A 22,640-nucleotide genomic window follows, 5' to 3' on the forward strand; every position below is an offset into this window, starting at 1 on the left:
TGTGCGCCCCAGCTCTCTTCAGCCGATCAACTGCTTGAGCAATGCCCCGTGCCGCTCCTGCTGCTTGTTCAGCAGCAGGCGGTTGGAGCGGAACACCGCCTTCAATTCCTCCAGCGCGGCATCGAAGTCATCGTTGATGATGACGTACTCGTACTCGTCGTAGTGCTGCATCTCGCTGACGGCCTCTTTCATGCGGCCGGCAATGATCTCATCGCTGTCCTGTCCGCGCCCGTCCAGGCGCTGGCGCAGCGCCTCAAGGTTCGGCGGCAGGATGAAGATCGAGCGGGCTTCAGGCATCAGCTCACGCACCTGGCGGGCACCTTGCCAGTCGATTTCCAGAATCAGGTCGTCGCCCCGGTCCAGCACTTGCTGCAGCGTGCTACGCGAGGTGCCGTAGAAGTTGCCGAACACTTCGGCGTGTTCAAGGAAATCGTTCTTGTCGATCAGCGCCTTGAATTCGTCATGACTGACGAAGTGGTAGTTGACGCCATGCTCCTCGCCCGGGCGCTTGCCGCGTGTGGTGTGCGAGACGGAAACGCTGATGCGTTCGTCTTCCTTGATCAGGGCGTTGACCAGGCTGGTCTTGCCGGCACCTGACGGGGCCGAGACGATATAGAGGGTGCCGCTGCTGTGGTTCATGGTAGGGGTGGCCTTACTCGATGTTCTGTACTTGTTCACGCATTTGTTCGATCAGTACCTTCAAGTTGACCGCCGCTTGCGTGCTACGCGGGTCGAAGGCCTTGGAGCCCAGGGTATTGGCCTCGCGGTTGAGCTCCTGCATGAGGAAGTCCAGGCGCCGGCCAGCGGCCCCTCCGGACTTGAGCACCCGACGTACTTCATTGACATGGGTACTGAGGCGGTCCAGTTCCTCTGCGACGTCGCTCTTTTGTGCCAGCAGCACCATCTCCTGCTCGAGCCTTTGCGGGTCGAGCTCGGCCTTGAGGTCGCCGAAGCGGTCGATGATCTTCTGCCGTTGTGCGGCCAGCATCTGCGGTACCAAGGCACGCAGTGTGGTGACCTCGCTAGCCATGCTGTCGAGCCGCTCGTTGATCAGGCGGGCCAGCTCTTGGCCTTCGCGCAGGCGCCCGGCTTTCAATTCGGCCAGGGCCTCGTCGAACAGTGCCACCGCTTCGGCATTGAGCGCCTGCGGGTCGCTGGCGTCGGCCACCAGCACGCCCGGCCAGGACAATACCTCCAGCGGGTTGAGCGGTGCCGGCTGCTTGATCAGGCCGGCCACTTCTTCGGCGGCGGCAACCAGTTGCGCGGCGCGCTCGTGGTCGACCTTCAGGGGTTTGCCGTTGCTGTCTTCGTGCAGGCGCAAGGTGCATTCAACCTTGCCGCGCGACAGGCCTTGGCGCAGCCCCTCACGCACCGCCCCTTCCAGGTCGCGCAGGGCGTCGGGCAGGCGCAGATGAGGTTCAAGATAGCGGTGGTTGACCGAGCGCAGTTCCCAGACCAGGGTGCCTTGGCTGCCTGCGCGCTCGACACGAGCAAAAGCGGTCATGCTGTGCACCATGGTGAGTACCTCGCGTAGATGATGTGAACGGGAAAGCCTTTCGGCTGCAAGGCGCAGGATTGTAGCGCAGTGTGCCCTTGGCGCCCAATCCGCCCATGTTACAGAGCCCTCGTCTGCCGGTGGGAAAAGGCGACAGGCTGTGCGCGGCGCGACGATAAGCATGTCCTCACCGGGCTACGGGCTTTATAATGCCCGGCAGATTCAAAGTCCCAGTACAGGTATCCCAGATGAAACGTCCAAGTGGTCGCGCCGCCGATCAGCTCCGCTCGATCCGCATCACCCGCAACTACACCAAGCACGCCGAAGGGTCGGTACTGGTCGAGTTCGGTGACACCAAGGTCATCTGCACGGTCAGCGTTGAAAACGGTGTGCCGCGCTTCCTCAAAGGCCAGGGTCAAGGCTGGCTGACCGCCGAGTACGGCATGCTGCCGCGCTCCACCGGTGAGCGTAACCAGCGCGAAGCCAGCCGTGGCAAGCAGGGTGGTCGCACCCTGGAAATCCAGCGCCTGATCGGCCGCTCGCTGCGCGCCGCGCTGGACATGAGCAAACTGGGTGACATCACCTTGTACGTCGACTGCGATGTGATCCAGGCCGATGGCGGCACCCGCACGGCCTCGATCACCGGCGCCATGGTCGCCTTGGTCGATGCCCTGGCAGTGATCAAGAAGCGTGGTGGCCTGAAGGCCGGCAACCCGCTCAAGCACATGATCGCCGCCGTATCGGTGGGCATGTATCAGGGTGAAGCCGTACTCGACCTGGACTATCTGGAAGACTCCGCTGCCGAGACCGACCTGAACGTGGTCATGACCAGTGCCGGTGGTTTCATCGAAGTGCAGGGTACTGCAGAGGGTGCGCCGTTCCAGCCCGAAGACTTCAACGCCATGCTGGCGCTGGCGCAAAAGGGCATGAACGAGATCTTCGAACTGCAGCAGGTCGCTCTGGCCGACTGAGTGAGCAGCAGGTACAAAAAAGCCGACATCGATGTCGGCTTTTTCGTGCCTGAGCAGTGCTCAGATGGTCAACGTCCAGTCATAGTCGACGATCAGCGGCGCGTGCTGCGAGAAGCGCGGCTGTCGCGGCAGGCGCGCATTGCGCACAAAGCGCCGCAGGCCTGGGGTGAGGATCTGGTAGTCGAACCGGTAGCCCAGGTTGAGCATCTCGGCCTGCTCGTTGTCTGGCCACCAGCTGTACTGGTCACCCTCACGGCTGACTTCGCGCAGGGCATCCACGTAGCCCATGTCGCCAGTGATCGCATCCATCCAGGCACGTTCAGGCGGCAGGAAGCCGGGCGACTGCTGGCTGTCACGCCAGTTCTTGATGTCGAGCTTCTGCTGCGCCACGTAGAACGAGCCGCAATAGATGTACTCACGACGCTTGCGCCGCTGCTTGTCCAGGTACTTGGCGAAGTCGTCCATCAACTTGAACTTCTGGTTCAAGTCGTCGTCGCCGTTCATGCCCGAAGGCAATAGCAGGCTGGCAATACTGACTTTGTCGAAATCTGCTTGCAGATAACGCCCGTAGCGATCGGCTGTCTCGAAGCCCAGGCCGGTGATGACTGCCTTGGGCTGCATGCGCGAGTAAAGTGCCACGCCACCTTGGGCGGGTACCTCCGCGTCGCAGGCATAAAGGAAATAGCCATCGAGCTGGAAAGCTGGGTCGTCGAGTTCAAAGGCCGAGGCGCGGGTATCCTGAAGGCAGATGACGTCGGCATTCTGGGCTTGCAGCCAACTGAGCAATCCACGCTCGGCTGCAGCCTGAATGCCATTTACGTTCACACTGATGATCCGCATAAATGGCCCCAAAAATCTCGTGCGTGTATGATACCCGAGCTCAACCCATTTAGCTAAATCCGTGGTGTCCGGGACTTTCCATGCAGCCGTATCAGCGCGACTTCATCCGTTTTGCCATCGATCGCGGCGTTCTGCGCTTCGGTGAATTCACCCTGAAATCGGGGCGTACCAGCCCGTATTTCTTCAATGCCGGCCTGTTCAACACAGGTTCTGCCCTGGCTCAGTTGGGGCGTTGCTATGCGGCGGCCATCGTCGACAGCAAGATCCCGTTCGACGTACTGTTCGGCCCGGCCTACAAGGGTATCCCGCTGGCTGCGGCCACCGCCGTGGCCCTGGCCGAGCAACATCAACTGGACGTACCGTGGTGCTTCAACCGCAAGGAAGCCAAGGATCACGGCGAAGGCGGCAGCCTGGTCGGCGCGCCATTGGCCGGTGATGTGCTGATCATCGACGACGTGATCACCGCCGGTACCGCCATCCGCGAGGTCATGCAGATTATCAATGCCCAGCAGGCCAAGGCCGCTGGCGTGCTGATCGCGCTTAACCGCGAAGAGCGCGGCAATGGCGAATTGTCGGCGATCCAGGAAGTGGAGCGCGACTTCGGTATCCCGGTAGTCAGCATCGTTTCGCTGACCCAGGTGCTGGAGTTTCTGGCCGATGATCCGCAGCTCAAGCAGCATCTGCCGGCGGTCGAGGCCTATCGGGCGCAGTACGGGATCTGACTGCGGCTCGGAAATGAAAAAGGCGACCTTAGCGGGTCGCCTTTTTTTATGCGCTGCCTATACGGGCGCTATCGCCGGCAAGCCGGCTCCCACATGGATTGCGCCGGCTTTTGGAAGTTGGGCAAGCCGGTTGCTTCCAAAGGTAAAGCGCCGGCCTGAAGAGCTACGCGGTCGTGGTGGGAGCCGGCTTGCCGGCGATGGGCTGCGCAGCAGCCCCCATAGCGGAGCTGCAATAGCCCGAGCGCGATCGATCGGGCCAGCGAGCATCTGGAGCCACTTCCGGCGATCAGTGACGCTTGCGGTTGCTGATCAGGGTGCCCACGCCACTGTCTGTGAAGATCTCCAGCAGCACCGCATTCGGTACGCGGCCGTCGATGATGTGCGAGGTCGTCACGCCGCCCTGAACCGCATCCAGCGCGCACTTGATCTTTGGCAGCATGCCGCCGTAGATGGTGCCGTCGGCTATCAGTTCGTTCACCTGCTCGGTGGTCAGGCCGGTCAGGACCTGGCCTTGCTTGTCCATCAGGCCGGCGATGTTGGTCAGCAGCATCAGCTTCTCGGCCTTCAGTGCTTCGGCCACCTTGCCTGCCACCAGGTCGGCGTTGATGTTGTACGACTCACCGTTGGCGCCCACGCCGATAGGCGCGATCACCGGGATGAAGTCGCCTTTGACCAGCATGTTCAGCAGGTCGGTGTTGACGCTGACCACTTCGCCGACGTGGCCGATGTCGATGATTTCCGGCTGGGTCATCTCCGGCGTCTGGCGGCTCACGGTGAGCTTCTTGGCGCGGATCAGCTCCGCGTCCTTGCCGGTCAGGCCGATGGCGCTGCCACCGTGACGGTTGATCAGGTTGACGATATCCTTGTTGACCTGGCCCCCCAGCACCATTTCAACCACATCCATGGTTGCCGCGTCGGTGACACGCATGCCGTCGATGAAGTGGCTTTCGATCGACAGGCGCTTGAGCAGGTCGCCGATCTGAGGGCCGCCACCGTGCACGACCACCGGGTTGATGCCCACGGCCTTCATCAGCACGATGTCACGGGCGAACCCGGTCTTGAGCTCTTCGCTCTCCATCGCGTTGCCGCCGTACTTGATCACCAGGGTCTTGCCGACAAAACGGCGGATGTAAGGCAGCGCTTCGGACAAAACCTCGGCTACATGGGAAGCGGCATCGCGATCGAGGGTCATGCAGGGCTCCTGTAAGGAACAGATAGTCGGTCAGAACGGCAGTTGCAGCTCAGGGGCAACCCGCAGCAACTGGGCGCGGAAAACATCCTTGATACGTTGCAACTCGGCGTCGGTTTCGGCCTCGAAACGCAGCACCAGCACCGGTGTGGTGTTGGAGGCGCGAACCAGGCCCCAGCCCTGGGCATAGTCGACCCGCACACCGTCGATGGTGGTCAGGCTGGCTTGGCCCCAGTCGGCGTCGCGTTGCAGTGCATCAATGATGCTGAATTTACCCTCGTCGGTCACATCAATATTGATTTCCGGCGTCGAAATATCGTTCGGGAATGCGGCAAACAGGCTTTCGGCGTCCTGCTCGGCCTTACTGAGGATCTCCAACAGGCGTACGGCGCTGTAGATGCCGTCGTCGAAACCGTACCAGCGCTCCTTGATGAAGATGTGCCCGCTCATCTCGCCGGCCAGCAACGAACCACTCTGCTTCATCTTCTTCTTGATCAAAGAGTGACCAGTCTTCCACATCAAGGCGCGGCCGCCGTGTTGCTCGATCAGCGGTGTCAGGCGGCGGGTGCACTTGACGTCGAAGATGATCTCGGCCCCCGGGTTGCGCGCCAGCACGTCCTGAGCGAACAGCATCAGCAGGCGGTCGGGGTAAACGATGCTGCCGGTGTTGGTCACTACACCGACGCGGTCACCGTCGCCGTCGAAGGCCAGGCCGATATCGGCACCGGTTTGCTTGACCTTGGCAATCAGGTCTTCAAGGTTTTCAGGCTTGCCCGGGTCCGGGTGGTGGTTGGGGAAGTTGCCATCCACCTCGCAGAACAGTGGGATGACTTCGCAGCCCAACGCTTCGATCAGCTGCGGCGCGATGACGCCGGCAGCGCCGTTGCCGCAGTCCACCACCACCTTGAGCTTTTTCGCCAGCTTCACGTCAGCGACGATCTGCTGGAAGTAGCGCTCGAGGATCTCGACCTTCTCCACGCTGCCTTCGCCACGGGTCAGGTCATTGGTTTTCAGGCGGGTCAGCAGGGCCTGGATCTGTTCGTTGGCCAAGGTATCGCCGGCGATGACGATCTTGAAACCGTTGTAATCCGAAGGGTTGTGGCTGCCAGTCAGCATCACGCCGGACTTGCCGGCCAGGACGTTGGCAGCAAAATACAGTGCCGGGGTCGGCACCAGGCCAACATCGCTGACCTGGCAACCGGCATCGGCCAGGCCTTTGATCAGCTGTTCGACCAGCAGCGGGCCGGACAGGCGGCCATCGCGGCCAACGGAAATCTGTGGCTCGCCTTGGGCGAGCGTCTGCGCGCCAATGGCGCGGCCGATCCAGTAAGCGGTGTCGGCGTGCAGGGTCTTGCCGACCACGCCACGGATGTCATAGGCGCGGAAAATACTGTCGGGCAGTGCGGGGACCCGTTGGGCCATGTCGTTCATCTCTGGAAGCTCCATTAGTCAAAGGCTGTCTGGGCAGGCGCAAACTGAACGCTTGGACGGTGGTTTCATCAGAGAGTTCGCCATCCATGGCCTGAACGGTCGCCGGTCGCCGGTCGGCTCAGTGGCTGCCGGAATGGCCGAAACCGCCGGTGCCGCGCTGGCTTTCGTCGAAGGCCTCGACGACTTCAAAGTGCGCTTGTACCACCGGTACCAGCACCAGCTGGGCGATGCGCTCGCCAACGGCGATGGTGAAAGGCGTGTTGCCACGGTTCCAGCACGACACCATCAGCTCACCCTGGTAGTCCGAGTCGATCAAGCCGACCAGGTTACCCAGCACGATGCCATGCTTATGGCCCAGGCCCGAGCGGGGCAGGATCATCGCGGCCAGGCCCGGGTCGCCGATATAGATCGACAGGCCGGTAGGAATCAGCAGGGTCTGGCCCGGCTCCAGGACGGTGTCTTCCTTGAGCAGGGCGCGCAGGTCCAGGCCGGCGGAGCCAGGGGTGGCATATTGCGGCAGCGGAAATTCACTGCCCAGGCGTGGGTCGAGGATCTTGGCTTGAAGAGCGTGCATGTAACTTATTGAACCTGGTTGAGCCGTTCGGCGATGAAGGCGACCAGTTGCCGGGCAATCTTGCCTTTGCTGGTCTGCGCGAAGAGGGTTTGATGCTGCTGGCGGTCGATCACGGTCAGGGCATTTTCCTCGCTGTTGAAGCCGATGCTGGGGTTGGCCACATCATTGGCGACGATCAGGTCGAGGTTCTTGTCCTTGAGCTTGCGCGTGGCGTAATCGAGCAGATGTTCGGTCTCGGCAGCGAAGCCGACACTGAACGGGCGGTCGTCGCGTCCAGCAATGGTGGCAAGGATATCGGGATTGCGCACCATCTGCAGCAGCATGCCGTCGCCTGTCGTGGGATCTTTCTTGAGCTTTTGTGTGGCAACGACCTCCGGGCGGTAGTCCGCGACCGCTGCCGAGGCGATGAACAGGTCGCACGGCATGGCCGCCTCGCAGGCTGCAAGCATGTCCCGCGCGCTGACCACGTCGATCCGGTTGACCCGGTCCGGGGTCTGCAGATGCACAGGGCCGGTGACGAGGGTCACCCGAGCACCGGCTTCTGCGGCCGCCTCGGCCAACGCGAAACCCATCTTCCCGGAGCTATGATTGGTGATGTAACGCACCGGGTCGATGTTTTCCTGGGTGGGCCCGGCGGTGATCAGCACATGTTTGCCGGTGAGCGCCTGGCGCTTGAAGCTCTCGGCGGCGCACCAGGCCAGGTCGGTGGCTTCAAGCATGCGACCCAGGCCTATGTCGCCGCAGGCCTGGCTGCCGGAGGCCGGGCCGAACACCTGGATGCCACGGGTCTTGAGCAGGTCCAGGTTGGCCTGGGTCGCCGGGTCGCGCCACATGGCCTGGTTCATGGCCGGCGCCACGGCCACGGTGGCGTCGGTGGCCAGTACCAGGGTGGTCAGCAAGTCGTCGGCCATGCCTTGTGCCATGCGCGCCATGAGGTCGGCGGTGGCGGGGGCGATCAGTACGAGGTCGGCCCATTTTGCCAGCTCGATATGGCCCATGGCCGCTTCGGCGGCAGGGTCGAGCAGATCCATGTGTACCGGGTGGCCGGACAGCGCCTGCAGGGTCAGCGGGGTGATGAATTCAGCACCACCACGGGTCATGACGACGCGCACTTGCGCGCCGTGCTCCAGGAGTCGGCGAATCAGCTCGGCGCTCTTGTAGGCGGCAATGCCGCCCCCCACGCCGAGAACGATGCGCTTGCGATACAGCCGCTGCATAGGCTTGCCTTTTTCCAGAGAGAGCGGGCAGCGACGAACAGGATTGCCTGCGGCAGAACGTCGCATGTACTAGGCGAAATAGATTAACACAGGGCCTAAACGTGTCGCAGCAGGGCGCAGAGGAGATGCAATGAAGATAAGGGAGTGGCCAGCCGAGGAGCGGCCCAGGGAAAAGCTGATGCAGCGAGGGGTGGGCAGCCTTTCGGATGCCGAATTGCTGGCTGTGTTTCTCGGCTCTGGCGTGAGAGGCCGCAACGTGGTGGAGCTGGCGCGAGGGTTGCTCGCCAGGTTCGGCGGCTTGCGCCAGTTGCTTGAAGCTGACAGGGAAGCATTCGTGGGGGAGCTCGGGCTTGGGCCGGTGCGGTATGGGCAGCTGCAGGCACTGCTGGAGATCGGCCGGCGCAACCTTGCCACTGCGATCGAGCGCGACTGCGCCCTGGAGAGCCCGTCGGCGGTGCGCAGGTACCTGAAAGCCATGCTGCGTCATGAGCCCAGCGAAGTATTTGGCTGCCTGTTCCTGGATAGCAAACACCGGCCGCTGGCGTTCGAAATCCTGTTCAGAGGGACGATCGACCGGGCCAGCATCTATCCGCGGGAGGTGGTGCGCCGTTCGTTGATGCATAACGCTGCGGCATTGATTCTCTGCCACAACCATCCTTCGGGTAACAGTGAGCCGAGCCAGGACGATGTGCACATGACGCTTGCATTGAAGCAGGGGTTGGCGCTGATCGACGTGCGGGTGCTCGATCACATCATCGTCGGTGATGGGGAGCCGCTGTCGATGGTGGAGCAGGGGTGGATTATCGCTTAGTTGCTGCCTGGCTGCAGGCTCGACCAGCCGCCGGCAAGCCAGCGGTGGGTCGAGCCTGCAAAGCCAAGGGTCAGCGTTTCACCGAGACCTTGCTCAGGTCCAAACGCCCGAACGGACTCACCTGGTACCCCTCGACCCCGTCGCGCAACAGCGCTGCCGCCGTCGGGTGCGCCAGCGGCACCCAGAGCGCCTGTTGCTGAATCAGCGTCTGCGCCTGCTGGTACAACCGGCTGCGCACGCTCTGGTCGTTGGTGGTGCGCCCTGCACTGATCAACTGGTCCAGCCGGTTGTCACAGAACCGCGCGAAGTTGGTCCCCGACTTGACCGCCGCACAGGAAAACTGCGGGCTGAGGAAGTTGTCCGGGTCGCCATTGTCACCGGCCCAGCCCATGAACAGCAGGTCATGCTCGCCGGCCTTGGCCCGACGGATCAGCTCACCCCATTCGATCACGCGGATTTCAGTCTTGATGCCGATCTTGGCCAGGTCTGCCTGGAGCATCTGCGCGCCCAGGCTTGGGTTGGGGTTGAGCAGGCTGCCCGACGGGCGGGTCCAGATCGTGGTGCTGAACCCCTCTGCGTAACCGGCTTTGCTCAGCAGCGCCTTGGCTCGCTTGAGATCCAGCGGGTAGCCGGGCAGGTCCTTGGCATAGCTCCAGGTGTTCGGCGGGTAGGGGCCGTTGGCGGCGGTGGCGGTGCCTTCGAAAACGGCCTTGAGGTAGGCCTGCTTGTCGAAGGCCAGGTTGATTGCCTGGCGCACTTCAGGTTTGTCCAGCGGCGGGTGCTCGCTGTTGATGGCCACGAAGGCTGTCATGAAGGCCGGCGTCGTGGCGACCTTCAGGTTACCGTCCTTGCTGGCTTCGGCAACGTCCAGGGGCTTGGGCGACAGGGCGACCTGGCATTCCCCACGTTTGAGTTTCTGCAGGCGTACGTTGGCGTCGGTGGTGATGGCGAAGATCAGTGGATCGACCGCAGGCTTGCCATCGAAGTAGTCAGGGTTGGCGCGGTAGCGCACCACGGCGTCCTTCTGGTAACGCTGGAAGACGAACGGGCCGGTGCCGATCGGCTGGCTATTGAGCTTTTCCGGGGTGCCTGCCTTGAGCAGTTTGTCGGCGTACTCGGCGGAGTAGATCGAAGCGAAGCCCATGCTCAAGGTGGCCAGGAACGTGGCGTCGGCGTGGGTCAGGGTGAAGCGTACGCTGTTCGGCTCCGGGGCCTCGATCGATTTGATCAGGCTGCCCAGTTGCAGTGATTGGGCGTGCGGGTAGCCACCCGGTGCGGTCTTGTGCCAAGCGTGAGCGGGGTAGAGCATGCGCTGGAAGCTGAACAGCACATCGTCGGCATCGAGCGCGCGGGTTGGCTTGAAATAAGGCGTGGAATGGAATTTGACCCCGTCACGCAGCTTGAAGTCGTACACCAGGCCGTCAGTCGACACTGTCCAGCTCTGCGCCAGGCTTGGGACGACCTTGCCTTGGCTTGCGTCGAACTCGACCAGGCGGTTCATCAGAACGTCGGCCGAGGCGTTGGTGGTGGTCAGCGAGTTGTACTGGACCACGTCGAAGCCCTCGGGGCTGGCTTCGCTGCAGATACTCAGTGGCGCGGCCTGGGCGATGCCGGCAGCAAGCAGGGTGGTGAGCATTAAGGAAAGGGCGGCGGCACGCATCGTGGCTCCTTGGCTGTCAGTGGCCCATCTGCCAGAGCAGTCTGGAAACGTCCTACCCTAGTGTGCGCATCAGCAAATGACCACCCTCTTTTTATGCGGGTTGGCGACGAGTGGTCGACAGTTCGCCGGGCTAGCCGCTATGCTGCTCGCGCACGATTTGTCTCCGGCAGATGCTCATCAGCAGTTGTTGCAATGCAGTCTTTCTGGTATAAAGCAGCGCTCTTTTCTAGGGGCTCGGCCTGTCGCATCAGCGGATCCGGTCGGTAAGACCTCCAGAATCACGGCGCCTGGCGCCAAAGACTGAGAGATTAAGCGGCCAACCCATGCCGGGTTGGGCATGTGGTTTTAGAGGGCTGAGTCATGTCGAGAGTCTGTCAAGTTACTGGTAAGGGTCCAGTAACCGGGAACAACATTTCCCACGCAAACAACAAAACCCGTCGTCGTTTCCTGCCGAACCTGCAGCACCACCGTTTCTGGGTTGAATCCGAGAACCGTTTCGTGCGTCTGCGCGTCTCTGCCAAAGGCATGCGCGTCATTGACAAGCGTGGTATCGACGTAGTGCTGGCCGAGCTGCGTGCTCGCGGCGAAAAGTTCTAAGGAGAACGTCATGCGTGAATTGATCCGTCTGGTTTCGAGTGCTGGCACTGGCCACTTCTACACCACCGACAAGAACAAGCGCACCACCCCGGACAAAATCGAGATCAAGAAATACGATCCCGTTGTTCGCAAGCACGTGGTGTACAAGGAAGCCAAGATCAAGTAATTGATCGGCGACCTGAAAAAAACCCGCATCCGAAAGGACGCGGGTTTTTTTTTACGTGGATGCCAACAGCAGTGGATATCAGCTGATGCGCAGGCCGTCGATGGTGCCGTTGGCATCGACGCTGATCATCACCCGGTCGGAGCGTATGTCCAAGGTGGTGACGTCGCGTGGGCCGGCGGCGCTCAGCAGGCCAGTAAGTTCGAGAATGTAGGGTTTGACGCTTTCTACATACTGCGAGCCAATCACGTGACGAGCACGGTCGAGGATATCGCTAGTCATGGTGTTCTCCTTGAGTTGTCCCGAATTGGACGCATCAAGGATCACGCCGTTGGCTTGCCGGGCTGTGGTACATAATCACCACGCTGGCGTCGCAATCATTTCTGCTCGAACATCACATAAATCTTGCGGCACGGCTCCAGCACTTCCCAGGTGCCCTTGAAGCCAGCCGGGATGACGAACCGATCACCGGCACGCAGGGTCTTGGCCCCGCCATCCGGGTCGCGCAATACTGAAACGCCCTGCACGATCTCGCAGTATTCGTGCTCGGTGTAGTTCACCGTCCACTGCCCCACTTCACCTTCCCAGACACCTGCGGCGAACTGCCCGCACGGGCTGGAATAGTGGTTGTAGACAGCCTGGTCTGGTTCGCCCTTGAGGATTTTTTCTGCCGCGGGACGGTAGCGTTCAGCCTCGGTGAGGACCTGGGCGAAGTCGATGATGCTGGCGATGTTCATGGTGCGGCTCCTATTTTTGTTTAATAAAATGCACATCAGTAGGCTTTTGAGCCTCTTGTGTCAAATATATTGATAGTTTGCACTGGCTGGTTTAGGGTATCGCTTGCCAGTGTGCGCTTGTCGCCCGGCCAGAATTCTGACAACGCCTGTGAGTCCTCAGTGCGGCGTTGCACCTAAACAAGAGGAGGAGTTTCGTATGACCACCCTGACTCGTGCAGACTGGGAGCAACGTGCCCAGCAATTGAAGATCGAAGGGCGTGCCTTCATCAACGGCGAATACACCGACGCCGCATCCGGTGAAACCTTCGACTGCCTGAGCCCGGTCGACGGACGCTTCCTGGCCAAGGTTGCCAGCTGCGACCTGGCCGATGCCAACCGCGCGGTGGAAAACGCCCGTGCAACCTTCGATTCCGGCGTCTGGTCGCAGCTGGCTCCGGCCAAGCGCAAAGCCAAGCTGATCCGCTTCGGCGACCTGCTGCGCAAGAACGTCGAAGAGCTGGCGCTGCTGGAAACCCTGGACATGGGCAAGCCGATCGGCGACTCCTCCAGCATCGACGTGCCAGGCGCGGCCAATGCCATCCACTGGACCGCCGAAGCCATCGACAAGGTCTACGACGAAGTTGCACCCACCCCGCATGACCAGCTAGGCCTGGTCACCCGCGAGCCAGTGGGTGTGGTCGGTGCCATCGTACCGTGGAACTTCCCGCTGCTGATGGCCTGCTGGAAGATCGCTCCAGCCCTGGCCACCGGTAACTCGCTGGTACTCAAGCCATCCGAGAAGTCGCCGCTGACCGCTATCCGCATCGCCCAGCTGGCCATCGAAGCCGGCATCCCGGCCGGTGTGCTGAACGTACTCCCAGGCTACGGCCACACCGTCGGCAAGGCCCTGGCCCTGCACATGGACGTCGATACCCTGGTGTTCACCGGCTCGACCAAGATCGCCAAGCAGCTGATGGTGTACGCTGGCGAGTCGAACATGAAGCGCGTCTGGCTGGAGGCCGGCGGCAAGAGCCCGAACATCGTCTTCGCCGACGCCCCGGACCTGCAGGCCGCTGCCGAAGCTGCCGCCAGTGCCATCGCCTTCAACCAGGGCGAAGTCTGCACTGCCGGTTCCCGCCTGCTGGTCGAGCGTTCGATCAAGGACAAGTTCCTGCCCATGGTGGTTGAAGCGCTCAAGGGCTGGAAACCAGGCAACCCGCTGGACCCGCAGACCACCGTCGGTGCGCTGGTCGACACCCAGCAGATGAATACCGTGCTGTCGTACATCGACGCCGGCCACAAGGACGGCGCCAAGTTGCTGGCCGGTGGCAAGCGCACCTTGGAAGAAACGGGCGGCACTTATGTCGAGCCGACCATCTTCGACGGCGTGACCAACGCCATGAAGATCGCCCAGGAAGAAATCTTCGGCCCGGTGCTGTCGGTCATCGCCTTCGATACCGCCGAAGAAGCCATCGCCATTGCCAACGACACGCCCTATGGCCTCGCCGCTGGTATCTGGACCTCGGATATTTCCAAGGCCCACAAGACCGCCCGTGCCGTGCGCGCGGGCAGTGTCTGGGTCAACCAGTACGACGGCGGCGACATGACCGCGCCGTTCGGCGGCTTCAAGCAGTCGGGCAACGGCCGTGACAAGTCGCTGCATGCGCTGGAGAAGTACACCGAGCTGAAGGCGACCTGGATCAAGCTGTAAATCCATAGGGGCTGCGCTACAGCCCCAACAACAGCCGGGCCGGTTCACGCCGTCCCGGCTGTGTCGTTTCTGCTATTCAAGAATTCTGCCTGGGAGGCTGCTATGCGCTGGGGAACCTACTTTGCCGTGCTGGCATCGGTGCTGAGCGTCGGGCTCGCGCTCGGCGTGAGCATGCCGCTGGTGTCCCTGCGGCTGGAGGCCTGGGGCTACGGCAGCTTCGCCATCGGCGTGATGGCGGCTATGCCGGCGCTGGGTGTGCTGCTCGGGGCGAGCCTGGCCAGCCGCCTGGCCGGGTGGGTCGGCGTGCCTGCGGCCATGCGCTTGTGCCTGTGGGGCGGGGCGTTATCGATCGGCCTGCTGGCGGTGTTGCCGAGCTACCCGCTGTGGTTGGCGCTACGCTTGCTGATCGGTATGTCGCTGACCGTGGTGTTCATCCTTGGCGAGAGCTGGATCAACCAGTTGGTGGTGGAGCAGTGGCGCGGGCGCCTGGTGGCGCTGTATGGCAGCAGCTACGCCTTGAGCCAGCTGGCCGGGCCACTGGTACTGGGCTTTCTCGGCTCCGACGATGACTTTGGCTTCTGGGCTGCGACGGGCCTGTTACTGCTATCGCCCTTGCTGCTGTTGGGCCGTGGCGGCGCACCGAGTACCGAGGCCTGCAGCGTTACCTTCCGCGACCTGTTCGCCTTCTGTCGCCGACTGCCGGTGATCGCCTGGGCCATCGCGCTGTTCGCTTCCTTCGAGGCGATGATCCTCACCCTGTTGCCGGTGTATTGCCTGCAGCAGGGTTTCACCACCGAGCTGGCGCTGTTCATGGTCAGTACCGTGGTGGTGGGTGACGCGGTGCTGCAATTGCCGATTGGCGCCTTGGCCGACCACATGTCGCGGCGCGCACTGTTCACCGCTTGTGCGGTGACCTTGCTGTGTTCCAGCCTGGCGATTCCGTTGCTTTTGCACACGCCGGCGATCTGGCCGTTGTGGGTGCTGTTCGGTGCCAGTGCCGGTGGCCTGTTCACCTTGTCGCTGATACTGATCGGCGAGCGGTACCGGGATGATGCCCTCGTGCGGGCCAATGCCCATGTGGCGCAGCTGTGGGGTATCGGCTGCCTGCTGGGGCCGTTGCTGGCAGGTGCTGGTAGCCAGTGGCTCAGTGGCCATGCCTTGCCGCTGCTGATGGCAATTGGGGCGGCCGGATTGGTGGTGTTGACCCAGCGGCGCGGTGCCTTCGAGCCCGCCGCCGCCTGAGGCCCCGGGCTAAAGCATTTTCTCCAGCCCGACGGCCTTGCTGATCCACGCATTGAACCGCCGCCAGAGCCCGCCGGGCTCTGCCGTCAGGGTGTGCAGTTGGCCGTTGTCCTCGGTCACCCAGGCCAGCTGGTCATTTTCGAGCCTGACCTGATAACTGAGCGCTGGCGCCATACCCTGAACGGCCAGCTCGCGGGTGTATTCGGCCAGCTCCGGGCTGTCCACCAGCACCCCGACCTCGGTATTCCACAGCACCGAACGCGGGTCGAAATTGAACGAGCCGATGAAGGTCTTGCGCCGGTCGAACACGATCGCCTTGCTGTGCAGGCTGGAATCCGAACCGCCTTGGTAACTCAGGCGTCCGGCACTGGGGTCGCCCGGCTGGCGGCGTAACTCGAACAGCTGCACGCCGTGTTCGAGCAGCGCCCGGCGGTAGGGTGCATACCCGCCATGCACCGCCGGTACATCGGTGGCCTCCAGTGAGTTGGTCAACAGCTTGACCGACGTACCGGCGTCCGCACGGCCGGTCAGGTACAGCAGCCCCGGCTCGCCAGGGACGAAATAGGCCGAAACCAGGATCAACTCGTGATGCACGTTAGCCAGGTCAGGGGCCAACTGCTGGCTCATCAGCAGCTGCGGATCCGGCTCGTCGTCTGCCAGCACCTTGCTCGGTGCGTCCCACAAGGCCTGACTGTGGGCCCAGATCAGCTCATTACGCCAAACATCCAGGCGTGGCTCTGACTGATAGGCCATCAGGCGGTCATACAGCGCCTTGCGTTGTACCCGCGCCTCGGCCAGGGACACTTCCAGGCGGTGGCGGCTGGCGGCAAGGTCGGCGGCATCCGGCAGTTGCCAGAGGAAGTCAGTGACAGGCCTGCTCAGGGCACTGTTCCAGTATTGGTCGAAGCTGTGCCCGAGCTGCTCGGCCACCGGGCCCACGCCGAGCATGTCGATGTCAGTGAAATTCAGGTTGGGCTCGGCATCGAAATATTCATCGCCCAGGTTGCGCCCGCCGACGATGGCCATGCTGTTGTCCACCAGGAACAGCTTGTTGTGCATGCGCCGGTGCTGGCGCGACAGGTTGAACAGGCGCCCGAACGCCCGCGTCACCCCTGTGCTGCGGCCAAGGTGCAGTGGGTTGAATACACGGATCTGGATGTTCGGATGGGCATCCAGGGTGCCCATGATGGTGTCCAGGCCATCGCTGGTGGTGTCGTCGAGCAGAATGCGCACGCGTACGCCCCGATCGGCCGCGCGCAGCAGTTCATGGACCAGGGCGCGGGTGCTCAGGCCGTCGTGGACGATGTAGTACTGCAAGTCGATGCTGGCCTGGGCGTTGCGGATCAGCTCGGCGCGGGCACGGAAGGCCTCGTTGCTGTTGGGCAGCAGACGGAAACCGGACCGTCCCTCATAGGGTGCGGCCTGGCGCAATACCGAGCGGCCGAAAGCTGAATCTTTGGCCGGCAATGCCTGGCTGGTCTCGCGGGGTGTACCGACGCTGGCGCAGCCTGCAAGGCCTAGCAGCGCCAGCAGCAGGGGCAGAGCTCGCTGGAGTCTCAAAGGTGGATCGTCCTGTGCGGCAAGGGCTTGAGAGGTAGGACCGTCAAGGGCGGCGCAAAGTTACCCGTCGGTGTGACTTTCATCCAGTAGACGAAGGGCGGTTTCCCCCACTTTGCGCACCGCGTCCTCGATTTGCGGGGTTGGCCGCGCGGCAAAATTCATCCGCAGGCAGTGGCGGAACTTGCCAGAGGCCGAAAAGATGCTGCCCACGGCAACCTGCACGCCCTGTTCCAGTAAAGCGCGGTTCAGCCGCAGCGTGTCGAAATGTTCTGGCAGCTCCACCCACAGCATGAAGCCGCCCTGAGGCCGGCTGACGCGTGTGCCAGGCGGGAAGTAGCGGTTTACCCAGTCGCTCATCAGGTCGCGGCCGCGCTGGTACTGGCTACGCATGCGCCGTACATGGGGGTGGTAGTGGCCGCTGGCGATGAAATCGGCGATCGCCAGCTGCGGCTGGGTGGCCGTGCTGCCGGTGCTGATGTACTTCATGTGCAACACCCGCTCCAGATAGCGCCCTGGCGCCACCCAGCCGATGCGCAGGCCCGGGGCGAGCGTCTTGGAGAACGAACTGCACAGCAGCACGCGACCGTCGCCGTCGAACGACTTGAGGGTGCGCGGGCGAGGGTAGGTGTAGGCCAGGTCGCCATACACATCGTCTTCGAGGATGGCGACATCGTAGCGCTGGGCCAGGTTCAGCAGGGCCTTCTTGCGCGCTTCGGGCATGATGTAGCCAAGCGGATTGTTACAGCTTGGCGTGATCTGGATGAGCTTGATCGGCCACTGTTCAAGTGCCAGTTCCAGCGCTTCCAGGCTGATGCCGGTGATAGGGTCGGTAGGGATTTCCAACGCCTTCATGCCCAAGCCTTTGAGGGTTTGCATGGCGCCGTGGAAGCTCGGCGAATCTACCGCGACAATGTCGCCCGGCTCGCAGACTGCGCGGATACTGCACGACAACGCCTCGTGGCAGCCGGTCGTCACCACCAAGTCCGCCGGGCCAAGGCGGCAGCCCGAGTCCAGCACCAGGCGGGCAACCTGCTCGCGCAAGGCGAGGTTGCCGTGGATGTTGTCGTAGTACAGCCCCGGCATGTCCTGGCGCCGGCTGAGCTGGGCCAGGCTGCGCAGCAGGGGCTTCAGGCTCGGGCTGTCGATGTCGGGCATGCCGCGGCCGAGCTGTATGACGTCTTGACGAGGCGTGCTGCGTACCAGCTCCAGGACCTGTTCCCACTGCGAGATGTCCACTGGCCGCTGGGCCGGGCGGCTGACGGCGGGCAGTGCGGCGAGGCGGCGATGGTCGTTGACGAAGTAGCCGGATTTGGGACGTGGCGAAACCATGCCGTTGTCTTCCAACAGGCGGTAGGCCTGCTGCACCGTACTCAGGCTGACCCCGTGCTCCACGCTCAGGGCGCGCACCGATGGCAGGCGCTGGCCGGGGCGGTAGAAGCCCTGCTCGATACGGGTGCCGAGCAGCTCGGCGAGGTTCAGGTAGAGCGTCACGGCATACTCCTGTGGCGATTGCCCGCCCGACCAGTACAGTTGCGCTGAAAATACAGCATTCAGGCAGAAATTGGCCAATTCTGTATGGGAATAATAAGGGTGTATTGAATCTGTATTGCTGGTGCTGGCAACGCGCATGCTTTCTCCACGTAATCACTGAACGGGAGAACGCAGCGATGGGCGGGATGAGCGATGTGCGCTTGCAATTGTTGGCCAGGGAGCTGGAAGCCGGGCAGCAGGCCAAGGTGTTCAACGCCCCGCAAGGGATGGGGCGCTGGGGCCTGATGCTGCATCGCTGGCACACCCGCAGGGCGTTGCTGCAGTTGACTGATGCCGAGCTGCGCGATGTTGGGCTGAGCTGGGAGCAGGCGCTGAGCGAAGGGCGTAAACCCTTCTGGAAAGACTGACCTGCATGACCCTGCGCGGTCCTTGCTGGACCGCTCAGGTTTCAGGCCAATTCTTTGAGCCTGTGCCAGAGCATCCCCAACGCCAGCAGCGGCGAACGCAGGTATTTGCCGCCAGGGAAGGTGATGTGTGGCACCTTGGCGAACAGGTCGAAGCGCCCGCTTTGCTGGCCGCTGATGGCTTCACCCAGCAGGCGCGCTGCCAGGTGAGTGGCGTTGAGCCCATGGCCAGAGTAGGCCTGGGCGTAATAGACATTCGGCTGGCTGGCCAGGCGGCCGATCTGTGGCAGGCGGTTGGCGCCGATGCCGATCATCCCACCCCACTGGTAATCGATGCGTACATCGGCCAGTTGCGGGAACACCTTGAGCATCTTCGGCTGCATGTAGGCGGCAATGTCCTGTGGGTCGCGGCCGGAGTAATGGCAGGCACCGCCGAACAACAGGCGGTGGTCGGCGGACAGGCGATAGTAGTCCAGTGCCACGCGCTGGTCGCACACCGCCATGTTCTGCGGCAGCAGCTGGCGCGCGCGTTCCTCACCCAGCGGTTCGGTGGCGATGATGTAGCTGCCTGCTGGCAGCACCTTGCCGCCCAGTTCGGGGTTCAGGCCGTTGTGATAGGCATTGCAGCACAGCACCAGGGTTTTGGCGCGCACCCTGCCTTGGGCGGTGTGCACTTTCACTTCAGGGCCGTACTCGATGCGGCTGACGTGCGATTGCTCGAATAGCTGCACACCGAGGCGGCTGGCCACGGCTGCTTCGCCCAGCGCCAGGTTGAGCGGGTGCAGGTGCCCTGAGCCCATGTCGATCAGGCCGCCCACATACCGCTCGGAGCCGACCACGCTGTGGATAGCGTCTTTGTGCACCAGACGCAGTTCGTGACGGTAGCCCAGGCTGCGCAATTCTTCGGCATCTTCGGCGAAGCCTTGCAGCTCGCCGGGCTTGTTGGCCAGGTCGCAGTAACCCCAGGTCAGGTCGCAGGCGATGGCGTGGCGCTCGACCCGCTCGCGGACGATGTCCACGGCTTCCAGGCCCATCAGCTTCATGCTGCGTACGCCTTCTTCACCGATCACCGCACGGAACTGCTCCAGGCCGTGGCCCACGCCCCGGATAAGCTGGCCGCCATTGCGACCGCTGGCACCCCAGCCGAGCTTGCGCGCTTCGAGCAGGATCACCGACAGGCCGCGTTCGGCCAGCTCGATGGCGGTATTGAGGCCCGAGTAGCCGCCGCCAACGATGCACACGTCGGCGCTGTGCTCGCCTTGCAGGTACGGATGATCGGGGTGTGGCGCGCTGCTGGCGGCGTAGTAGGAGGCGGCGTGCTGCGCGCTGTGGATCATTGGCGGGTCCTGGGTGTCGAGACAGAGGAGGGAGGATAAGCCGGGTTTTCGGGGTCGGGCAACCGGCCTCATTCTGGGCAAGCCGGCGATGAGGCCTATAATCGAGCCTCAATCTTCAATGTGTTTGTCACCATGTCCTGCAACCGCCACAAGATCCAGTTCCTGCGTGAACTCATCCCTTCCTTCGAATGCGAGCCCGGTTGTCACGACTGTTGCGGCCCGGTAACCACGTCTGCCGAAGAGATGGCCCGCCTGCCGCGCAAGTCGCAGGCTGAGCAGGATGCGGCACTGGAGCGCCTGGACTGTGTGCACCTGGGGCCCAATGGCTGCACCGTCTACGAAGAGCGGCCGATGATCTGCCGCCTGTTCGGCACCTCCCCGCGCATGGCCTGCCCACGCGGCCGTGGCCCGGAACAGATGATCGAACCGCAGGCCGAGGAGCTCGTCCACCGGTTCATCGCCACCACCCGGCAGGTGCTGGTCTAGCGTCAATCCGGGATCGGCAGGCAGAGGCTTTCCTTCACCTCCTCCATCACGATGTAGCTCTTGGATTCACGCACATGCGGCAGCTTGAGCAGGATGTCGCCAAGCAGCTTGCGGTATGAAGCCATCTCCGAAATACGTGCCTTGACCAGGTAATCGAAATCGCCCGACACCAAGTGGCATTCCAGCACGTGGGGCAGCTTGAGTACCGCGCGGCGGAACTCCTCGAAGGTGTCGCCCGACTTGTAGTCCAGGCTGATTTCCACGAATACCAGCAGGCTGCCCTTCAGGTGCTGAGGGTTGAGCCGGGCGTTGTAGCCCATGATGATGCCCTCCCGCTCCAGGCGGCGCACGCGCTCGGTGCAAGGGGTGGTGGAAAGCCCGACTTTCTCGCCCAGTTCGGTGAAGGAAATGCGCCCGTCATTCTGCAGGATCCGCAGGATGTTGCGGTCGATCTTGTCCAGTTCACGCTTGCTCTGGTGCTGGGTTCTCATAGGGGATGCCCCTCCGTGAAAGGCGTTTTTGCCGAGAATTCTCGCCAAATATAGGCTTTTATATAGTGAATTGCACTGGCCTGTAATTTTTATACTGCGCGCATCCATGCCATTTCAACAAAAATGCGGTGCGCCGCGTGCGAGGGATCAACGATGCGAGTTCTGGTACTTGGTAGCGGTGTAATCGGAACCGCCAGTGCCTATTACCTGGCCCGGCAAGGTTTTGAAGTGACTGTGGTCGATCGCCAACCGGCGGTGGCGATGGAAACCAGCTTCGCCAACGCAGGCCAGATCTCGCCCGGCTACGCCTCGCCGTGGGCCGCCCCAGGCGTGCCGCTCAAAGCCATCAAGTGGCTGCTGGAGCGCCACGCGCCGCTGGCCATCAAGCTGACCGGCGACGTCGACCAGTACCTGTGGATGGCGCAGATGCTGCGTAACTGCACCGCCAGCCGGTATGCAGTGAACAAGGAGCGCATGGTGCGCCTGTCTGAGTACAGCCGTGATTGCCTCGACGAACTGCGCGCCGAAACCGGTATCGCTTACGAAAGCCGCACCTTGGGTACCACCCAGCTGTTCCGCACCCAGGCTCAGGTCGATGCTGCTGCCAAGGACATCGCTGTGCTCGAGCAGTCGGGGGTGCCCTATGAGCTGCTGGACCGCGATGGCATTGCCCGTGTCGAGCCCGCCCTGGCCGGGGTCAAGGGCATTCTTGCCGGCGCCCTGCGCCTGCCCAACGACCAGACCGGCGACTGCCAGCTGTTCACCACCAGGCTTGCTGACATGGCCCTCAAGCTGGGTGTCGAATTCCGCTTCGGCCAGGACATCCAGCGCCTCGACTTCGCCGGTGACCGAATCAATGGCGTATGGGTCGACGGTAAGCTTGAAACCGCCGACCGCTACGTGCTGGCGCTGGGCAGCTACTCGCCGCAGATGCTCAAACCGCTGGGCATCAAAGCACCGGTCTACCCGCTCAAGGGGTATTCGCTGACCGTGCCGATCACCAACGCCGACATGGCGCCTACTTCGACCATTCTCGATGAGACCTACAAGGTCGCCATCACCCGCTTCGACAACCGTATCCGTGTCGGCGGCATGGCTGAGATCGCCGGCTTTGACCTGTCGCTGAACCCGCGCCGGCGCGAAACACTGGAGATGATCGTCAACGACCTTTATCCTCGCGGCGGTGACCTGAGCCAGGCCAGTTTCTGGACCGGCCTGCGGCCGGCGACCCCGGACGGCACCCCGATCGTGGGGGCTACCGCGTTTCGAAACCTGTTCCTCAATACCGGCCACGGTACGCTGGGTTGGACCATGGCCTGTGGTTCCGGGCGCCTGCTGGCTGACCTGATTGCGCGCAAAAAGCCGCAAATCAGCGCTGAGGGGCTGGATATTTCACGCTATGGCAACACCCGGGAAGCCGCCAAGCAAGGCCATACGGCGCCTGTGCACCAGTAATCGCCTGGCGTCACCGGCCCATCGCTGGCCTGCCGGCGATGGGTTCAACACTGTTTTCAACCTGAACCACCATAAGG

The 22,640-nt window shown here is 62.6% G+C and carries 23 protein-coding genes and 1 pseudogene; 10 read left to right on the forward strand and 14 right to left on the reverse strand.

All coding sequences use genetic code 11. The annotated features are described in order from the left end of the window. Positions 1-18: 18 nt before the first annotated feature. Positions 19-639: a guanylate kinase gene (gene gmk, locus OSW16_RS00870; protein WP_241806752.1), complete on the reverse strand. Its 621-nt coding sequence runs from the start codon at positions 637-639 to the stop codon at positions 19-21. Between the two features lie 13 nt (positions 640-652). After that, positions 653-1,516, reverse strand: a complete 864-nt coding sequence (locus OSW16_RS00875; protein WP_267820041.1) for a YicC/YloC family endoribonuclease — start codon at positions 1,514-1,516, stop codon at positions 653-655. A 227-nt stretch (positions 1,517-1,743) separates the two neighbouring features. Here OSW16_RS00875 and rph point away from each other — a divergent pair, with 227 nt between their 5' ends. After that, complete coding sequence (gene rph / locus OSW16_RS00880) at positions 1,744-2,466, forward strand: ribonuclease PH (RefSeq protein ID WP_012312130.1); 723 nt, start codon at positions 1,744-1,746, stop codon at positions 2,464-2,466. A gap of 60 nt (positions 2,467-2,526) precedes the next feature. On the opposite strand, the gene OSW16_RS00885 is transcribed toward rph, so the two are convergent. Then, a complete protein-coding gene (locus OSW16_RS00885) occupies positions 2,527-3,306 on the reverse strand; it encodes an exodeoxyribonuclease III (RefSeq protein WP_012312131.1) in 780 nt (259 codons plus the stop codon). Between the two features lie 80 nt (positions 3,307-3,386). On the opposite strand from OSW16_RS00885, the gene pyrE reads away from it, so the two are divergent. Beyond that, positions 3,387-4,028: an orotate phosphoribosyltransferase gene (gene pyrE, locus OSW16_RS00890; RefSeq protein ID WP_011536401.1), complete on the forward strand. Its 642-nt coding sequence runs from the start codon at positions 3,387-3,389 to the stop codon at positions 4,026-4,028. Positions 4,029-4,314: 286 nt separating this feature from the next. On the opposite strand, the gene argB is transcribed toward pyrE, so the two are convergent. From argB to coaBC, 4 genes and pseudogenes are all read right to left on the reverse strand, one after another. Next, complete coding sequence (argB, locus tag OSW16_RS00895) at positions 4,315-5,220, reverse strand: acetylglutamate kinase (RefSeq protein WP_241806754.1); 906 nt, start codon at positions 5,218-5,220, stop codon at positions 4,315-4,317. Between the two features lie 30 nt (positions 5,221-5,250). Then, a pseudogene (locus OSW16_RS00900) lies at positions 5,251-6,630 on the reverse strand (phosphomannomutase/phosphoglucomutase); the annotation flags it as partial. Positions 6,631-6,766: 136 nt separating this feature from the next. Further along, positions 6,767-7,222: a dUTP diphosphatase gene (gene dut / locus OSW16_RS00905; RefSeq protein ID WP_012312134.1), complete on the reverse strand. Its 456-nt coding sequence runs from the start codon at positions 7,220-7,222 to the stop codon at positions 6,767-6,769. 5 nt (positions 7,223-7,227) lie between these two features. Then, positions 7,228-8,439 carry a bifunctional phosphopantothenoylcysteine decarboxylase/phosphopantothenate--cysteine ligase CoaBC gene (coaBC, locus tag OSW16_RS00910; RefSeq protein WP_267820047.1) on the reverse strand — a complete coding sequence of 404 codons (1,212 nt, stop codon included), beginning with the start codon at positions 8,437-8,439 and terminating at the stop codon, positions 7,228-7,230. Between the two features lie 130 nt (positions 8,440-8,569). On the opposite strand from coaBC, the gene radC reads away from it, so the two are divergent. Beyond that, a complete protein-coding gene (gene radC / locus OSW16_RS00915; RefSeq protein ID WP_267820049.1) occupies positions 8,570-9,250 on the forward strand; it encodes a RadC family protein in 681 nt (226 codons plus the stop codon). Positions 9,251-9,320: 70 nt separating this feature from the next. On the opposite strand, the gene OSW16_RS00920 is transcribed toward radC, so the two are convergent. Beyond that, positions 9,321-10,910 (reverse strand): ABC transporter substrate-binding protein, encoded by a 1,590-nt coding sequence (locus OSW16_RS00920; RefSeq protein ID WP_267820051.1) that lies wholly within the window; start codon positions 10,908-10,910, stop codon positions 9,321-9,323. A 360-nt stretch (positions 10,911-11,270) separates the two neighbouring features. Here OSW16_RS00920 and rpmB point away from each other — a divergent pair, with 360 nt between their 5' ends. Both rpmB and rpmG read left to right on the forward strand, forming a co-directional pair. After that, the gene (gene rpmB / locus OSW16_RS00925) at positions 11,271-11,507 is read left to right on the forward strand and encodes a 50S ribosomal protein L28 (RefSeq protein ID WP_012312138.1); all 237 of its coding nucleotides are present in this window, start codon (positions 11,271-11,273) and stop codon (positions 11,505-11,507) included. Between the two features lie 10 nt (positions 11,508-11,517). Further along, positions 11,518-11,673 carry a 50S ribosomal protein L33 gene (rpmG, locus tag OSW16_RS00930; RefSeq protein ID WP_003253507.1) on the forward strand — a complete coding sequence of 52 codons (156 nt, stop codon included), beginning with the start codon at positions 11,518-11,520 and terminating at the stop codon, positions 11,671-11,673. 78 nt (positions 11,674-11,751) lie between these two features. Here rpmG and OSW16_RS00935 read toward each other — a convergent pair whose 3' ends face one another. After that, positions 11,752-11,952 (reverse strand): hypothetical protein, encoded by a 201-nt coding sequence (locus OSW16_RS00935; protein ID WP_267820053.1) that lies wholly within the window; start codon positions 11,950-11,952, stop codon positions 11,752-11,754. A gap of 95 nt (positions 11,953-12,047) precedes the next feature. Beyond that, positions 12,048-12,407 (reverse strand): cupin domain-containing protein, encoded by a 360-nt coding sequence (locus OSW16_RS00940; RefSeq protein ID WP_039604882.1) that lies wholly within the window; start codon positions 12,405-12,407, stop codon positions 12,048-12,050. 196 nt (positions 12,408-12,603) lie between these two features. On the opposite strand from OSW16_RS00940, the gene OSW16_RS00945 reads away from it, so the two are divergent. Next, positions 12,604-14,097 carry an aldehyde dehydrogenase gene (locus OSW16_RS00945; RefSeq protein WP_267820056.1) on the forward strand — a complete coding sequence of 498 codons (1,494 nt, stop codon included), beginning with the start codon at positions 12,604-12,606 and terminating at the stop codon, positions 14,095-14,097. A 102-nt stretch (positions 14,098-14,199) separates the two neighbouring features. Further along, on the forward strand, positions 14,200-15,339 hold the full coding sequence (locus OSW16_RS00950; RefSeq protein ID WP_267820058.1) for an MFS transporter: 1,140 nt from the start codon (positions 14,200-14,202) through the stop codon (positions 15,337-15,339). Positions 15,340-15,348: 9 nt separating this feature from the next. Here OSW16_RS00950 and OSW16_RS00955 read toward each other — a convergent pair whose 3' ends face one another. Next, positions 15,349-16,899 carry a phospholipase D family protein gene (locus OSW16_RS00955; RefSeq protein WP_267820060.1) on the reverse strand — a complete coding sequence of 517 codons (1,551 nt, stop codon included), beginning with the start codon at positions 16,897-16,899 and terminating at the stop codon, positions 15,349-15,351. A gap of 60 nt (positions 16,900-16,959) precedes the next feature. Further along, positions 16,960-18,390 (reverse strand): PLP-dependent aminotransferase family protein, encoded by a 1,431-nt coding sequence (locus tag OSW16_RS00960; RefSeq protein ID WP_267820062.1) that lies wholly within the window; start codon positions 18,388-18,390, stop codon positions 16,960-16,962. Between the two features lie 176 nt (positions 18,391-18,566). Here OSW16_RS00960 and OSW16_RS00965 point away from each other — a divergent pair, with 176 nt between their 5' ends. Then, a complete protein-coding gene (locus OSW16_RS00965) occupies positions 18,567-18,797 on the forward strand; it encodes a DUF1127 domain-containing protein (RefSeq protein WP_241804944.1) in 231 nt (76 codons plus the stop codon). 41 nt (positions 18,798-18,838) lie between these two features. On the opposite strand, the gene OSW16_RS00970 is transcribed toward OSW16_RS00965, so the two are convergent. Then, positions 18,839-20,131, reverse strand: a complete 1,293-nt coding sequence (locus OSW16_RS00970; protein WP_267820066.1) for an NAD(P)/FAD-dependent oxidoreductase — start codon at positions 20,129-20,131, stop codon at positions 18,839-18,841. A gap of 132 nt (positions 20,132-20,263) precedes the next feature. On the opposite strand from OSW16_RS00970, the gene OSW16_RS00975 reads away from it, so the two are divergent. Then, a complete protein-coding gene (locus OSW16_RS00975; protein ID WP_267820068.1) occupies positions 20,264-20,617 on the forward strand; it encodes a YkgJ family cysteine cluster protein in 354 nt (117 codons plus the stop codon). Positions 20,618-20,619: 2 nt separating this feature from the next. Here OSW16_RS00975 and dadR read toward each other — a convergent pair whose 3' ends face one another. Then, positions 20,620-21,108, reverse strand: a complete 489-nt coding sequence (dadR, locus tag OSW16_RS00980) for a transcriptional regulator DadR (protein WP_003258963.1) — start codon at positions 21,106-21,108, stop codon at positions 20,620-20,622. A gap of 153 nt (positions 21,109-21,261) precedes the next feature. On the opposite strand from dadR, the gene dadA reads away from it, so the two are divergent. Further along, positions 21,262-22,563, forward strand: a complete 1,302-nt coding sequence (dadA, locus tag OSW16_RS00985) for a D-amino acid dehydrogenase (RefSeq protein WP_267820070.1) — start codon at positions 21,262-21,264, stop codon at positions 22,561-22,563. The last annotated feature ends 77 nt before the right edge of the window (positions 22,564-22,640 follow it).

It is taken from the genome of Pseudomonas putida (genome assembly GCF_026625125.1).
Classification (GTDB): domain Bacteria; phylum Pseudomonadota; class Gammaproteobacteria; order Pseudomonadales; family Pseudomonadaceae; genus Aquipseudomonas; species Aquipseudomonas putida_X.

What these genes read in the sequence shown, in the direction of transcription:
- gmk (WP_241806752.1), bottom strand. Translation starts at nt 639, where the DNA reads ATGAACCACAGCAGCGGCACCCTCTATATCGTCTCGGCCCCGTCAGGT.
- OSW16_RS00875 (WP_267820041.1), bottom strand. Translation starts at nt 1,516, where the DNA reads ATGGTGCACAGCATGACCGCTTTTGCTCGTGTCGAGCGCGCAGGCAGC.
- rph (WP_012312130.1), top strand. Translation starts at nt 1,744, where the DNA reads ATGAAACGTCCAAGTGGTCGCGCCGCCGATCAGCTCCGCTCGATCCGC.
- OSW16_RS00885 (WP_012312131.1), bottom strand. Translation starts at nt 3,306, where the DNA reads ATGCGGATCATCAGTGTGAACGTAAATGGCATTCAGGCTGCAGCCGAG.
- pyrE (WP_011536401.1), top strand. Translation starts at nt 3,387, where the DNA reads ATGCAGCCGTATCAGCGCGACTTCATCCGTTTTGCCATCGATCGCGGC.
- argB (WP_241806754.1), bottom strand. Translation starts at nt 5,220, where the DNA reads ATGACCCTCGATCGCGATGCCGCTTCCCATGTAGCCGAGGTTTTGTCC.
- dut (WP_012312134.1), bottom strand. Translation starts at nt 7,222, where the DNA reads ATGCACGCTCTTCAAGCCAAGATCCTCGACCCACGCCTGGGCAGTGAA.
- coaBC (WP_267820047.1), bottom strand. Translation starts at nt 8,439, where the DNA reads ATGCAGCGGCTGTATCGCAAGCGCATCGTTCTCGGCGTGGGGGGCGGC.
- radC (WP_267820049.1), top strand. Translation starts at nt 8,570, where the DNA reads ATGAAGATAAGGGAGTGGCCAGCCGAGGAGCGGCCCAGGGAAAAGCTG.
- OSW16_RS00920 (WP_267820051.1), bottom strand. Translation starts at nt 10,910, where the DNA reads ATGCGTGCCGCCGCCCTTTCCTTAATGCTCACCACCCTGCTTGCTGCC.
- rpmB (WP_012312138.1), top strand. Translation starts at nt 11,271, where the DNA reads ATGTCGAGAGTCTGTCAAGTTACTGGTAAGGGTCCAGTAACCGGGAAC.
- rpmG (WP_003253507.1), top strand. Translation starts at nt 11,518, where the DNA reads ATGCGTGAATTGATCCGTCTGGTTTCGAGTGCTGGCACTGGCCACTTC.
- OSW16_RS00935 (WP_267820053.1), bottom strand. Translation starts at nt 11,952, where the DNA reads ATGACTAGCGATATCCTCGACCGTGCTCGTCACGTGATTGGCTCGCAG.
- OSW16_RS00940 (WP_039604882.1), bottom strand. Translation starts at nt 12,407, where the DNA reads ATGAACATCGCCAGCATCATCGACTTCGCCCAGGTCCTCACCGAGGCT.
- OSW16_RS00945 (WP_267820056.1), top strand. Translation starts at nt 12,604, where the DNA reads ATGACCACCCTGACTCGTGCAGACTGGGAGCAACGTGCCCAGCAATTG.
- OSW16_RS00950 (WP_267820058.1), top strand. Translation starts at nt 14,200, where the DNA reads ATGCGCTGGGGAACCTACTTTGCCGTGCTGGCATCGGTGCTGAGCGTC.
- OSW16_RS00965 (WP_241804944.1), top strand. Translation starts at nt 18,567, where the DNA reads ATGGGCGGGATGAGCGATGTGCGCTTGCAATTGTTGGCCAGGGAGCTG.
- OSW16_RS00970 (WP_267820066.1), bottom strand. Translation starts at nt 20,131, where the DNA reads ATGATCCACAGCGCGCAGCACGCCGCCTCCTACTACGCCGCCAGCAGC.
- OSW16_RS00975 (WP_267820068.1), top strand. Translation starts at nt 20,264, where the DNA reads ATGTCCTGCAACCGCCACAAGATCCAGTTCCTGCGTGAACTCATCCCT.
- dadR (WP_003258963.1), bottom strand. Translation starts at nt 21,108, where the DNA reads ATGAGAACCCAGCACCAGAGCAAGCGTGAACTGGACAAGATCGACCGC.
- dadA (WP_267820070.1), top strand. Translation starts at nt 21,262, where the DNA reads ATGCGAGTTCTGGTACTTGGTAGCGGTGTAATCGGAACCGCCAGTGCC.